Origin of the sequence: Desulfonema magnum (genome assembly GCF_017377395.1) — a bacterium.
In the GTDB taxonomy this organism is placed as follows: domain Bacteria; phylum Desulfobacterota; class Desulfobacteria; order Desulfobacterales; family 4be13; genus Desulfonema_C; species Desulfonema_C magnum.
Genome location: NZ_CP061800.1, coordinates 3,550,560 through 3,565,529 on the forward strand (window position 1 = coordinate 3,550,560; position 14,970 = coordinate 3,565,529).

Annotated in this window: 8 protein-coding genes and 1 pseudogene; 2 read left to right on the forward strand and 7 right to left on the reverse strand. The window is 44.8% G+C overall.

Annotated elements, in window-relative coordinates; genetic code table 11:
• Positions 1–537 precede the first annotated feature (537 nt).
• Positions 538–2,115 carry a hypothetical protein gene (locus dnm_RS13845; protein WP_207683224.1) on the forward strand — a complete coding sequence of 526 codons (1,578 nt, stop codon included), beginning with the start codon at positions 538–540 and terminating at the stop codon, positions 2,113–2,115.
• A gap of 828 nt (positions 2,116–2,943) precedes the next feature.
• Here the strand turns inward: dnm_RS13845 and pncB are convergent.
• The gene (gene pncB, locus dnm_RS13850) at positions 2,944–4,104 is read right to left on the reverse strand and encodes a nicotinate phosphoribosyltransferase (RefSeq protein ID WP_207683225.1); all 1,161 of its coding nucleotides are present in this window, start codon (positions 4,102–4,104) and stop codon (positions 2,944–2,946) included.
• A 713-nt stretch (positions 4,105–4,817) separates the two neighbouring features.
• On the opposite strand from pncB, the pseudogene dnm_RS13855 reads away from it, so the two are divergent.
• A pseudogene (locus dnm_RS13855) lies at positions 4,818–5,600 on the forward strand (endonuclease/exonuclease/phosphatase family protein); the annotation flags it as partial.
• 994 nt (positions 5,601–6,594) lie between these two features.
• Here the strand turns inward: dnm_RS13855 and dnm_RS13860 are convergent.
• The 6 genes from dnm_RS13860 to dnm_RS13885 form a co-directional block, all read right to left on the reverse strand.
• Positions 6,595–9,492, reverse strand: a complete 2,898-nt coding sequence (locus dnm_RS13860; protein WP_207683226.1) for a S8 family serine peptidase — start codon at positions 9,490–9,492, stop codon at positions 6,595–6,597.
• A gap of 173 nt (positions 9,493–9,665) precedes the next feature.
• Entirely contained in the window at positions 9,666–11,015 is a 1,350-nt protein-coding gene (locus tag dnm_RS13865; protein WP_207683227.1) for a phosphomannomutase/phosphoglucomutase, read from the reverse strand.
• A gap of 221 nt (positions 11,016–11,236) precedes the next feature.
• Positions 11,237–12,055, reverse strand: coding sequence for an undecaprenyl-diphosphate phosphatase (locus tag dnm_RS13870; protein WP_207683228.1), 819 nt, complete (start codon positions 12,053–12,055; stop codon positions 11,237–11,239).
• Between the two features lie 439 nt (positions 12,056–12,494).
• Positions 12,495–12,719 carry a helix-turn-helix domain-containing protein gene (locus dnm_RS13875; RefSeq protein WP_207683229.1) on the reverse strand — a complete coding sequence of 75 codons (225 nt, stop codon included), beginning with the start codon at positions 12,717–12,719 and terminating at the stop codon, positions 12,495–12,497.
• Positions 12,720–12,839: 120 nt separating this feature from the next.
• Entirely contained in the window at positions 12,840–13,025 is a 186-nt protein-coding gene (locus dnm_RS13880; protein ID WP_207683230.1) for a YqaE/Pmp3 family membrane protein, read from the reverse strand.
• A 120-nt stretch (positions 13,026–13,145) separates the two neighbouring features.
• Positions 13,146–14,582, reverse strand: coding sequence for an RtcB family protein (locus dnm_RS13885; RefSeq protein ID WP_207683231.1), 1,437 nt, complete (start codon positions 14,580–14,582; stop codon positions 13,146–13,148).
• Between the last annotated feature and the right edge of the window lie 388 nt (positions 14,583–14,970).

Sequence of the window (14,970 nt, forward strand, 5' to 3'; positions counted from 1 at the left end):
ATAAATAATATACCTGGTTCAGGAAAATGTAGGGTGGGTGCAGCGAAGCGAAACCCACCGGACATTTCGGGCAGATTATTTTTTGGGAAATTCCTAAAATAAACGCTTATGAAAAAGCCGGGTTTTTCACCCCCGGTCATAAAAAAGTTTTCAGGTAAAAAACCCGGGTTTTTAAAAAGGGAAATTCCTAAAATAAACGCTTATGAAAAAGCCGGGTTTTTCGCCCCCGGTCATAAAAAAGTTTTCAGGTAAAAAACCCGGGTTTTTAAAAAGGGAAATTCCTAAAATAAACGCTCATGAAAAAGCCGGGTTTTTCGCCCCCCCCGGTCATAAAAATGTTTTCAGGTAAAAAACCCGGGTTTTTAAAAAGGGAAATTCCTAAAATAAACGCTCATGAAAAAGCCGGGTTTTTCGCCCCCGGTCATAAAAAAGTTTTCAGGTAAAAAACCCGGGTTTTTAAAAAGTTTGGCACTCCGGATGTCTGGCTGCTTATTTGCCGATCATGTTTCATAAAACAAGTCAAAAAACACATATCAGATGAAAACAGCAGAACGCTATCTTGACCTTGCATGTAAAAAAATTCCTGTTCTGAAACGTGCCATAACAGAACATGGTGATTGTCCTCTTTCCGATTACCTGAAAAATTTTGTTCTGAAAGCCAGACCATCATATCAGCAACAGGATGATTTTTTGGATGTAATGCAACAGTATGTCACTCCGCTTATGGGTGAATCCGCGGCATGGCAAGCTGTGTGTGACCTTGGAGCCTGTCCTGTGATTCTCACCGCCAATCACCTCGGGGTGGAATACTTTTCCCAATCCCTCCAAAGCAGCCTTCTTTTTTCCCTGAATTCGGCAGCAGCAAACTCTTCTGCCACAACGGTTCCGGTATTTTCATTTGGCAATATTCCGCTTAACAATCTGACATATCCGAGGGGAGTTCTTCTTTATCATGTCATGTCTGCTGAACTGAATCATATGCCTGTAAAATTGCCAATATTCCCGGACCGCCTCAAAAGACAGATCACCGGCATTACCGACGCATTTAATCATGATATGATCCAAAGAGCCGAGGCACGGCTTGATAAAATGGTTCGTGACAAACAAATTTCTCATACGCTTGCAGATACAATGAGAGATATATTTCAGAAAGATTATTGTTCGGATTCGGTGATATATCTGCCGGATTACGCTCACCAATCCGCAGTCCTGAACCGGCGCATCTGGAAACGGCTTTTTTCAGAAGGCATCTCATCGCCTGAACTGATCTATTTTGAAATTGAGAAAATCGTAAGTCTGCTTCTGGAATATGACTTGCCAAATCCAAAAAGCCTTGTCCGGCATGTCATGTTTGATCCGGATATCAGAGAAAGAGTCATTGAAAATCTGGACGGTCTGAGCGGATGCTGGACACGGAAAGAACTTGCACAACGGTTAAACACAGAGTCATCAGTTAATATCCGGAGACATTCTCCTAAAAATCACGGAACCCTTTTTTTTTGGGGAGTTGATGATTCCGGACGAAAAATACCTTTCTCTCTTGAATCTGATAAACGGAATCATTTGGTATTGAAAGGACGTGATGATCGGGGGAAAATTTGGAAGCTAGGCTTTACGCCTCGGGCACTCGTACAAAAATTACAGGAAAAGCAGCTTATCCCTTCTCTTTTCACCTGCTTTCTTACGCTCTCCTTTGCCCGGGGCCTTATCTGTATCGGAGGTTATTTTCAGGGAGAATATCTTCCCGCGATGCAACGAGGTGTTGTAACTGCTTTACAAAAAACAAGCGACTGTCATGATATTGCCCATCTTGTTGCACAAATTCCCACGGACTGCTACCTTTCCGGCATGTTGGGCATAATGAGCAGGACTGATGATAACCATCTGATTCCCGCGGGAGCCGCAGAGATTATTGCCGGAGGTGGCATATCTGGTGAAGACATTGAACAAATGTTGTTGCTTACTGTTCGGGAAGCCCATATCGCGGGGTTATTTGAAACGCTGCCCGATGTTATTCCCCGGAACTCACGCGAGACCAGTTGGAAAAAAGCATTGGCAGCAGACTGTTCCAAGTTGTTGAAAGAAAAAATCGTTGTAAAAAAAATTGAGAATTGAGAATTGAAACGTTTGCGATTTTCAATCGCCTGACCTTAGCTTTCAGTTTTATAATTTTCCAGAGAATCAGCAGATAGAAAAGCACTCTCGTTCCCACGCTTTGCGTGGGAATGCAGCGCGGACGCTTAGCGTCCTGATTCCCCCGCAAAACAGTTTCCGAAAAAGCTGCGAAAAATAATTTTCGCACTCCGGAATTCGCGTCCTGATTCCCCCGCAAAACAGTTTCCGAAAAAGCTGCGAAAAATAATTTTCGCACTCCGGAATTCGCGTCCTGATTCCCCCGCAAAACAGTTTCCGAAAAAGCTGCGAAAAATAATTTTCGCACTCCGGAATTCGCGTCCCGATTCTGCCCGCAAAACAGTTTCCGAAAAAGCTGCGAAAAATAATTTTCGCACTCCGGAATTCGCGTCCCGATTCTGCCCGCAAAATAGTTTCCGGAGAGGCTGCGAAAAATAATTTTCGCACTCCGGAATTCGCGTCCCGATTCTGCCCGCAAAATAGTTTCCGGAGAGGCTGCGAAAAATAATTTTCGCACTCCGGAATTCGCGTCCCGATTCTGCCCGCAAAATAGTTTCCGGAGAGGCTGCGAAAAATAATTTTCGCACTCCGGAAGCCTCATTTAATGGCAATGATGCGAAGCATGGAACCCGCAAAACAGTTTCCGGAGAGGCTGCGAAAAATAATTTTCGCACTCCGGAAGCCTCATTTAATGGCAATGATGCGAAGCATGAAAAAACGCTTATGTGCGAATTTTCCATCTGGTGATAATAAAAAAAAGTAACAGAAAAGGAGATATTATTTTATATCTGTCAGGCAATATGCTGTTTTTTAGCTAAAAACGCTTTTAAGATAGTCAAGATATTGTTCATCCTTACACATCTGCTTTCCCGGAGAATCTGATATTTTTGCCACAGGAGCGCCCTGGCACTTGGTCATTTTGATAACAATCTGCACCGGATCACCCACAATATCATTGGTCAGATTTGTCCCGATGCCGAAAGACGGGATGATACGCCCCTTAAAATACCGATCAATTTCCAATGCTCTGGGAAAAGAAAGTCCGTCGCTGAATACGGCTATCTTAGACCGGGAATCAACTTTCAGTTTCTTATAATGTTCAATCAGCCTGTCGCCCCATTCCAGCGGATCCCCGCTGTCCTGTCTGCATCCGTCAAACAGCTTGGCAAAGTACATATCAAAATCTTTTAAAAACGCGTCAAATCCCATGGTATCTGATAACGCAATGCCAAGGTCTCCCCGATACTCCTGTGCCCAGTGTTCCAAGGCAAATTTCTGACTGTTCGCCAGTTTCGGGCCCAGTGCCTGGGCAGCCATAATCCACTCATGTGCCATCGTACCGATTGGAATAAGGCCGTATTCCATGGCAAAATAAACATTGCTTGTTCCGATTAAATTTTCAGGCAGTTCTTTTTTCAAAATCTGTATAATCTGGCCTTGCCAAACTCTGGAAAACCTCCGTCGTGTGCCAAAGTCCGTAAATCTGAATTCCAGGTTTTCCTTATTTGATTCCTTTACCAGATTTATTTTTTGATATAATTTTTCCTTGCCTGTCTCAAAATCGGGAGCCGGCCGAATATCTTGGAAATAAACCTCATTCACAATGGCCAAAATCGGCACTTCAAATAATATTGTGTGGAGCCACGGGCCTGTTATTTTCAAAGAAAATTTATTGTTATCAGTGCTGATACAAACAAAATCCTTATTGAGCTGAAACAGCCTTAAAAACTGGATGAAATCCTCTTTCATAAACCTCAGTGTTCTCAGATAGTCCAACTCTTTTTTTTCAAACCGCAAATTGCAGAGATGATTTATTTCAGCCTGTATCTGTTCTGCCACCGGCGTAAAATCAATGCCTTCATCTCTGCATTTGAATTCATACTCAACCTCTGCCCACGGAAACTGGTGAAGAACACCTTGCATCATCGTGAGTTTGTATAAATCATTATCCAACAGAGAGTTGATTATCATGGCGGGTTCCTCCTTTGAAACGGGTTTCTAATGAAAGCTTTTCAATTTACTAACTTTTTATATCATATAACGCTTCTGAGGTCAACCTGGTATATTCGAATAATAAAAACCTTGGCGATCTCGTTCTCACGCTTTGCACGGGAACGAAGAATAATCTCTCTGAAAATTTTCCCATACATGCAGAAATGAGCTTTGAATAGTAACAGGGGGAATTTTTCAGCAAATGAAATGAGATAACCACATTATTTTTGCCATTCAAGGCATATCCGCTAACTGTCCCTGTATTGCCAAAAAAATTTTGCCAAAAATTTTTTTAAAATTTGTAAGAGCCCATTAATTATGGCTCTGATCACCTGAATTTTGCGTTCTGACCAATTACAGTATTTGTATGGCCTTGTAATATTTTTAATAGTTATTAATTTTCAGACTGAGTCTTATAAATCTGACAGGCATATCTGTTTGCAATGCCTCAGCAATATTTATATCTATTTAATTTTATTAAAAATCAAGCATAAAATCGTATATATTCGATAAATTTCTTCCCACCTATTTTCAGTAAGTTACACTCTTCAGCTTTTTGAAACTCATTGAAAATTATTTTTTGAAACTTAATAAATTCAGTGTCTCTGAAATTTTTAACAGGTGAAATTTTCATTCAACACACAAAAGGATTGATTTATAATTAACTATTTGATGTTAAGTCTGAAAAAGTTCACCAAACTTTTACTAAAAATCCATTCAGTACAAAGGTGCTAAAAGTGCGGGCAAACTTTTCTTATGCAAGACTTGATCCTTCTTCAATTAAAATTTTAAATTGGAACGTTTACAAAGGCAGAAAAACAAACTGGGAAAACGACTTTCTCAAACTTTCACGAAAACAGGATATCATTCTCATCCAGGAGGCTTACTTAAATAAAAACATGACAGACGTTCTTGATGTACGAAGAATGGAATGGAATTTCGCTCCGGGCTTCATATATCGCAGAAAGAATATTCCCACCGGTGTTCTGACCGCTTCCAAAACACAGTCTCTGACTTCGGATTTTTTAAAAACCAGATATCACGAACCCATTGTCAGAAGCCCCAAAGTTTCTCTTTTCACTCAGTACCATGTGTCAGGTTCCACAAAAACGCTGCTCGTGATCAATGTTCACGGCATTAATTTTGTCAGACTAAACGCCTTCAAATCCCAGTTGGATGATTTGGAAAAAACCTTAGAGGATCATACAGGTCCGATGATCCTGGCAGGAGACTTTAACACATGGAAAAAGAAAAGACTGAGGCTGCTTATGGCTATGACCGGCAGGCTTGGCTTAAACGCAATACATTTCACGCCGGACTACCGAAAGACAATGTTCGGGTATCCCCTTGACCACATCTTCTTTAAAGGACTCCGAGTTCGAAAATACAGCGTGTTAAGAAATATCGCCTCATCCGACCATAAACCCATGGTTGCGGAATTTGTGCTGGAAAATAAACATAAAATTGGAAATTGAGAATTGAGAATTATCAGCAGATCGAAAATGATTGAAAATTCGGCATCCTTCATTTGTCAGTTCACACTTTGCTGTAAAGCAGTCTTGCATATTCAGCAGATCGAAAAGTTTTCGGGCTGTCGCGGGGCAGACATGGCGGACGGGGGAGAAACCCGGCTTTTTTCGGTCCGGGAGAACGCCCGTCCTGGAAAAAAGCCGGGTTTCTTTGCTGCACGGACGGGGGAGAAACCCCATATGCATCAGGCTAAGATTACAACCTACTGTTTTTATTAACTCTGATTTTGCCGGACGGGGTTTGCAACCCCGTCCGGAATATTTTCCGGATCGCCGCCCGCAAACGTTTCGGACGGGGTTGCAAACCCCGTCCGGCAGCCGTCCCTCATTCTTAGCCTGATGCATATGGGGAGAAACCCGGCTTTTTCCGGCCCGGGAGAGCGCCCTGTCCTGGAAAAAAAGCCGGGTTTCTTTGCTGCACGGACGGGGGAGAAACCCGGCTTTTTTCGGTCCGGGAGAACGCCCGTCCTGGAGAAAAAGCCGGGTTTCTTTGCTGAACAGATAGTTCTGCACATAAGACAAAGCATCTGAACGCTGAAGTACGAACCTTTTTGATTTGTTTTGCCGGACGGGGTTTGCAACCCCGTCCGGAATATTTTCCGGATCGTCGCCCGCAAACGTTTCGGACGGGGTTGCAAACCCCGTCCGGCAGCGTCCGGCAGCCGTCCCTCATTCTTAGCCTGATGCATATGGGGAGAAACCCGGCTTTTTCCGGCCCGGGAGAGCGCCCTGTCCTGGAAAAAAAGCCGGGTTTCTTTGCTGCACGGACGGGGGAGAAACCCGGCTTTTTCCGGCCCGGGAGAACGCCCGTCCTGGAAAAAAGCCGGGTTTCTTTGCTGAACAGATAGTTCTGCACATAAGACAAAGCATCTGAACGCTGAAGTACGAACCTTTTTGATTTGCTGATTCTCAATCCTTAATTCCCAATTCTTAATTCATTTCATTTCCCTATTTTTTGCAGCATATAAATAACATCCTCTATGCTGATTCTTCCATCCTTATTGATATCTTTAAGAGATTTCGTATCATCTTTGACATTTATTCCCGATAGCACTTTCAAGACTGATATGGCGTCTCCTAAATTAACATCATCTGTTACATCTTCCAAATTAACATCATCTGTTACGTCTTCCAAATTAACGTCATTATCCTTTAACACTTCAAACGGGATCCCCGGAACCCATTTTGCACCGAAAATTTTCCCCTCATGCCCGTTTCCGGAGCGATCTGTAATCACATTGTCGTATTTATTCATAGGCCAATACCCCACCAGACCTTCCTCGTCTCCTTTCAGGCCAGTATATAAAGCTGAACAGATTTCCGCTTGTGAGCGTACCTTATTCCAGATGCGGACTTCGTCAACAGACCCTTCAAAAGCCCGATCCTGACTCATGGATTCACCAATTAAAAGGGGAAAATCCAGGTTATCAGCAACAGGTCCGGAAGGCGGACCATCAGACTGATGAAGCACCTGTTCTTCACCGTCAATATACATTTTCACTGTGCTGACACCGTCATAAGTTGCGGCCACATGCTGCCATACATTGAGACGGATTGAATTTTCAGGCGTGCATGAGGCAGCGAAAGAATCATTACTAAGATTCATCGCAAAGATCAGGCTCTGATTATTATAATAGGGGCCTGAATTATTGAGGTAAAAGACAATGTTCTCCTTGTCCGCCACTCTGCCATAACCATTATCTGTCATTTCTCCCCAGCCTTCCGGGTAGATCCATGCTTCCATGGTCAGAGGGCCAGTGAGGTTCAGTTCTTCTTTTTTTCCGCAGTCAGCGTACTCATTTCCTCCTTCAAATGCCAATGCAAAATCCGACGCCACAGTTACGGTTACAGTGTTGGTATCCTTTCCGTCCCTGCCATCACTGATGGTGCAGAGGAAGGAATCCACACCGATGAAATCCTTTTTCGGGGTATATGTGATTGTGTTGTCCGCATTCTCGCTAACAGCCCCATACCCCGGTTTCGAGAAATAGTCCACTGTCAGCGTATCACTGTCCGGATCTTTGTCATTGCTTAAAACATCAACGGTCACAGGCATATTTTTATTTGTGAAAGCTTCGTCAGGCCAGGCCAGAGGGCTGTGAGTTCCATACAGAATCAGTTCCCAGGAATCAAAGGTTCCGGAATCTCCGTCAGTTGGATCGGAGACTGTCAATGTCCATTCGCCAACCGAGAATTCGTTCCAATTTCGCACCGTCATAAATTTCCAGGCATCATAGTCCGCGTTTTTGTCACGGGAATGGGTTTTTGCCAGAACACTTTGTGTGCCTGACGGAGACGTCAGCACCACTTGGATATCCCCTCGGCAGGGATGAGTGGCGGTGAAGACGACTTCTGCGTGTTCCAGTTTGATGTTCTGATCAACAGTGATAACGGAACTGACCCCCTCATCGTCTTCATTCGGCACAGACTGATTCACGTTCTCAGGCCCGTAAGACAGGGATAATGCCTCCGGAACTGTTTGCCAAGTCAAAGCCAACTCAACGGCTGCTGCCGCGTCAATCCGGCCAAACCCATATTTATGGTTAATATGTAAGCCTGCCCCGTTAAGGGACCAGTCTTCATCCCCGGGATCATTTTTAACGGCTGTTTTCATCAGGAGATGCTGGACATCCCGCCATGTGAGATTCGGATTGGCTTCCAGCATCAACGCCACGATACCTGCCGCCAGTGGCGAAGATGCAGAAGTGCCGCCAAAATCGTCTGTGCAATCGCCGGGACTTTCCCCGTTACCACCTGAAAGATCAGTGGTGGTAATGGCGATATTTTTCCCATTCAGATAGGTATCGCTCGGGGCAGTGATGAGCATAGCCGCGCCTGGCTCACTATAATTCGCCTGGCATCCGTTAGGTCCCACTGCTCCCACAGCGATAGTAAATCGGGAGTTGGCATATCCGTCGTAGTTGACATTATCACCAAATCTCAGGCCGTTTCCTGCTGCCCATACATAGATATTTCCCAGTCCGTTTCGTCCGTTTTTGGCATTATCCTCCAAAGCTTCCAGAGTAAGGGGACCCGGACCTTCCAAGCGGGTCCCGTCATCTTCGGGTCCCCAGCTGTTGCTGTAAATATGGATGTCGTCCCGCTGATAAGAAAGAGACTTGGCTTCTTCCGCGTCTGTATTTTCTTTGGCAATCAGGCGCAAGCCAGCCAGACCCGAACGATAAGCAGCGCCGACCCCGCAGGACTGATTATCCCGGGCCGCGGCCACCCCTGCTGCGGAAGTGCCATGGCCGTCATATTTCCACGGATCAGGGTCATGATCTTCGTAATTAAAGTCATAGCTGAGTTCTTCCTGGTAATTGGCAATAAGATCAGGGTGATCATGCTCCAAACCATCATCCACAATCGCGATGGTCACACCTTCCCCGGTAAATCCCCGGTCCCAGACAGGCATCACATTCACATCCTCACCTGTTTTTCCACCGCTTTGTCCTGTATTTGCCAGATGCCACTGATCAGAAAAAAGCGGATCATCAGGATTTCCTGTTTCCAGTCTTGGAAACCGCCATCTTGCCACCTGCTGCTCATACCATTGAATACGATTTTCTTTTCTGAGCCTGCTTTGGGTTGAAACAGATTTGGCTTTACTTTGGGAATCAGGAAACCGGAGGAGATAAGTATGGGGCAGATGGCCGATCTGCCCCATATTTTCAGCTCCCATAGCCTTTGCCATTGCTTCCGGATCTTCCCCGGCATTCAGACGAACCGCCCATTCTTCCGTTGGAATCCGTTTATCAGGCGAACGACTGCTGACTGCTGACTGCTGACTGCTGGCTGAAACAAAGGAGGTATTGGTGAAAATGACGAACACCGCCACCAGGGCTGTTATACAACATATTTTTTCATGTTCATAAGTTACCTCCTTATTTGGAGTTTTTTTAAGACATCAGAGAGTTATTTTAAAAATTTCATAACTTTCTAAAATAGTTAAAGACCTCCGAAGTTTCAGAAACTTCGGAGGTCTGAATTTCAATTCTCAATTCTCAATTCTCAATTCTCTCGAATCTCTGCCAGCACAGATTCCACAAGATTTCTTATTTCCGAAAGTCTTTCTTCAGTCATGGCCTCAAAGCGGAGTACCAGGACCGGCTGGGTATTGGATGCCCGTACAAGGCCCCATCCGTCATCAAACAGCACGCGGACACCGTCAATATCAATCACGTTGTAGCGTTCCCGGAAATACTCGGTCACTTTTTCAACCACAGCAAATTTTTTATCATCCGGGCATTCCACCCGTATTTCAGGGGTCGTATAGGTATGGGGAACATCAGATAAAAGCTCGGATATGGTCTTTCCCGTATTCGCCAAAATTTCAAGAAGCCGACAGGAAGCGTAAGTGGCATCATCATAACCAAGATAGCGATCCGCAAAGAACATATGGCCGCTCATCTCACCTGCGAGTTCAGCTTTCTCCTCTTTCATCTTCTGCTTAATCAGAGAATGGCCTGTCCGCCACATGATGGCCTTGCCGCCATGTTTTTCGATGTCATCATACATTGTTTTGGAGCATTTGACCTCGGAGATAAAGGTCGCTCCAGGTTTTCTTGAAAGGATTTCTCTGGCAAAGATAATAATGAGCTTATCACCAAAAATAATATTTCCTTTTTCATCCACCACGCCGATGCGGTCGCCGTCACCGTCGTAGCCAATGCCCACATCCAAGTTTTTCTCTTTTACCAATGCGATAAGTTCCTGCATGTTTTTCGCCACAGTAGGGTCTGCTTCGTGGTTCGGGAATGTGCCGTCCATGTCACAGAAGATGTCATGCACTTCGCATCCCAGGGCCTTTAATATTGGTACAGCAATGAATCCGGCTGTGCCGTTTCCGGCATCTACTCCGACTCTGAGCGGTTTGGAAATATTTATATTTTCCTCAACAAAAGCTTTATATGACGGAATCACATCATCGGCGGATCGTGTGCCCTGTCCCTGGACAAAAGCTTTTTCATTAATAATGCCGAGGATTTGCTGAATCTCTCCGCCGTGTACTGATTCCAATCCCTTGCAGATTTTGAACCCGTTGTATTCTTTAGGATTATGACTTGCAGTAACCATAACCCCGCCTTCCTGCTCAAGATGCTTTATCGAAAAGTAAAGCACCGGTGTGGGGCAGACGCCAATATCCGTCACATCGCATCCGGTTGAAAGCAATCCTTCAATGATTTTTTCAGTGTACGCATCGGATGTCACTCTGCAATCTCTGCCAACAGTAAGTTTGGTACAGCCTTTTTGTTTTAAAAATGTGCCAATTCCCTTTCCAAGAAGCAGCACATCATCCTCTGTCATTTCTTCTCCTGCAATTCCTCTGATATCGTATTCTCTGAAAATTCCCGGATTCATAAATGAAACTCTCCTTTTTTGTTGGTGTTAGGTGTTAGGTGTTAAGTGTTAGGTGTCAGGTGTCAGGTGTTAGGTGTTAGGTGTTAGGTGTCAGGTGTTAGGTGTTAAGTGTTAGGTGTTAGGTGTTAGAAAAGAACAAAGTCGTAAGTTTCGAGCAGAAACATTTAGTACTTAACACTTAACACCTAACACCTACAATACCCAGCACCTAACACCCATTTTTACCATCCCCAAATTAAAGCCACAATCCCAATCACCCAGCAATAAGGCGAAAAAATATGTAACTGGCCTTTTTTTACAATATACACAAGCAATGTCAGCGCACAGTACCCCACAGCACCGGCCATGACTGTGCCAAGAAGCGTCATCATGTCAAGCTGCTGGGCGGTCACATCTTTTAAACTCAGTATTTCTGCCCCGATAATGGCGGGTATTGAAAGAAGAAAGGAATATCTTGCTGCTGTTTCCCGGTTCAGTCTCAGGAAAAGGCCTGCTGCAATGGTTGAACCGGACCTTGAAATTCCGGGTATGATGGCCAGTCCCTGAATGGCACCGATAATCAAAGCATCTTTTACTGAAAAACTGGCAACGCTTTCGCCTTCTTTTTGCATGCCGCGTGTGCCCCACAAAAGCAGACCAGTTACAATGAGGGCAGCACCCACAATAAAAACAGAAGAAAATAGCTGATCCGCCACTTCACGAAATAAAAGCCCGATAAAAGCAGTGGGAACCGACCCGATAATGATAAGAAGGGCCAGTTTTACATCAGCATCTTCCCATATATAATCGAGGAATACTTTTCTTTTTAACAGCAGACCCACAAAACGTATCAGAGAAACAATGATTGCCTGTATTTCTTTCCAAAAGTAAATGATTACGGCAATCAGTGTTCCCGCATGAACGCTGATGTCGAAAAAAAGTTCAGGCTCTTTCAGCCCGAAAAGATGCTGGGAAAGTACTAGATGACCGGAGCTGCTGATGGGCAGAAACTCGGTAAGCCCCTGGATAATGCCTAATACAATTGCCTGAAGAGGTTCCATATAAGTTTTTCCTGATGTTGGATTTCATGTTGCGAGCGGCTGATAAAGACAAACCTGGCTCGGGTGCATTCAAAAAAAGCATAAAAATTCTCGTTCCCAGGCTCTGCCTGGGAACGCATTCTCAGAGGCTCTGCCTCGTGTACCATCGTACGGCCTGGAATTCATGTAGGATACCACGCAAGGCAGAGCCTTGGGATATGTGTTCCCAGGCAGAGCCTAGGAACAAGTGACATATTGAATTCTGTGATATGCAACACGCGACCTAGTTTTTGGGAATGTTCCCCGTTGACTCATGCTGCCCTCTGACTTTATACAATCTGTTGTTCATTCCATAAACCAAAGGCAAACGTCAATGGGGTGGAAACAGTATTTGGGGTTCGCAATATGCTGCTTTTCAAAATCTTTCGGTGAGCATCAGACCTGCGAGGTTTTCAGAACTTCACAGGTCTTCGCCACTCAGATTTTCTTCCGAAAACCACTTCCTGATGTCGTATATCTTGAGACCCATGGCGAGCTTTGCGAGTTTCTCGCCGTTAGGCACTCTCTCGCCCTTCTTATAGCGAGTTAGCGTATCTGGCGTTAATCCGCATCGTTGAGCAGTTACCTTGTTGTTCCACCCCAATTCTTTACGCCTCCGGTTTATTAGTTCATAATTAAATCTCATTTATTCCCCTTTTACTGCTCCGCAAATGCCTGGGATTTATTAATCCCAGGCGAGCATTCTGCGACCGGTTTTCAATCAGTTGTCTGTAAATGACATAAAATACAAAAAAATCTCAGGCTATTATTTCTTGTCATCAAACTTGATGATCACCCATATCGCATGAATCAGCCCTGGAAAATATCCCAGAAGCGTCAGCAGGATATTCAGCCAGAAATGCACTCCGAAACCCACCTGAAAAAAAACGCCCACAGGCGGAAGAATCAATGACAATATGATTCGTATGAGGTCCTTTGTTTTTTCTTCCATTTGTTTTCCTCCTTTTTTGAAACCGGAAACCGGAAACTTGTTCAAGTATTCCAAGTTTCAAGTTTCGAGTTTCGAGTTTCGAGTTTCAAGTTTCAAGTTTCAAGTTTCAAGTTTCAAGTTTCATCCTTTCACGACTCCGATGGGTCTGAGTTTTGCCACTTTCTTGGAAATCCCCGCGCCATGCACCACATCAATGACTTGGGAAATATCTTTGTACGCGTCCGGCATCTCTTCTGCCATTGTGTTTCTGCCCCTCCATCGCACGAGAATGCCCTTATCTTCCAGTTCACGATAGATGGCTCTGCCTTTGCTTGCTTTTTTTGCAGCTTTCCGGCTGAGGACTCGCCCTGCCCCGTGACAGGTCGAACCAAATGTTTCCTCCATAGCCTTTTCTGTTCCCACAAGAACATAAGACGCAGTTCCCATGTCTCCCGGAATGATAATCGGCTGCCCCACAGTCCGGTACGCGTCACATACGGTTTCATGTCCTGCCGGAAACGCCCGGGTAGCCCCTTTTCGATGAACACAGACCACCTGTTTTTTTCCTTCTGTGATATGCGTTTCTTTTTTGGCAATGTTATGACACACATCATAAAGTAGGGTCATGCCGAGGTCTCTCGGACTGATTTCCAAAGTGCGCATAAAAACTTCACGGGATTTGTGCATCATAATCTGCCGGTTGGCCCAGGCATAGTTGGCCGCGCAGGCCATGGCATTGAAATAACGCTTTCCCTCTTCTGACTGTATCATGGCGCAGGAAAGCTGACGATCCGGCAGTTCAAAATCGAGTTTCCTGGCATGTTTTACCATAAACGCGAGAAAATCATCGCAAACCTGGTATCCGAATCCCCTGGAACCCGAATGAAGCATCAGCGTGACCTGTCCCTCAAAAAGCCTGAACGCTCTTGCCACTTCCGGATCATAAATCTCCTCCACCACCCCGATTTCAAGGAAATGATTTCCGGAGCCCAGTGTGCCAAGCTGTTTCCGCCCTCTTTCCAGCGCTCTTTCACTGACAATATCCGGGTCCGCATTTGGCATACAGCCATAATCTTCCGTATGGTCCACATCTGAGTTTTCGCCAAACCCCTCTTTTACAGCCCATTTGCTTCCCTGTTCCAAAACCTTTTTTTCCTCTTTCACGGAAAGTTTTACAGAGCCTTTGGAACCGATACCGCAGGGGATATTCTTATAAAGAGCGTTTACAAGGTCCGCGACTTTTGTCTTTATGTCTTTTTCTTCAAGATGGGTGGTGGCGAGACGCACGCCGCAATTGATGTCGTACCCGACGCCTCCGGGAGATATGACACCTGTTTCCCAGTCAAAGGCCGCGACACCGCCAATGGAAAACCCGTATCCCTGATGAATGTCGGGCATGGCGAGAGATGCCCTGACAATCCCCGGAAGGGTCGCGACATTAGCCACTTGCTTTAAGGCCCCTTCTTTTTCAAGTGCTTTTATCATGGATTTGTTGGCATAAACAATCCCCGGAACCCTCATATTTCCGGTCTGGGGAACTTCCCATTTGTATTCGCTGATTTTTTTTAATTCTGTCATTTTCTTTGCTCCCCTTTTTGTTGTTATTCAAGAATGTTAAGCAGGTCTTCCAGAAATGGTTTGAAGTTATGAGCGTATTTGTCCGGCACCCCGGTAGCTTTCAGGGTCGGCAGATCAAAACATTTTTTTATCCCTTGAAAACCGGATGATTTTTGTCTGAAGCCTTATGCCGGAGCGGGGTTGCAAAGCCCGTCCGACAAAAGGCAGAACATCTGTGATATGGTCAGGCTGTGTTTTCTCAGAAAGAGATTTTTTAGGTAGTGTTCCAAAACTGGAGCTAAAAATTTTAACTCTTTGAATCCATTTGGCAAATATCGGAGCAAATCCAGTTTTAGAACACCACCGATTTTTTAAGGTGTTTGTATCGAAATATATAAAGGCTTATGAA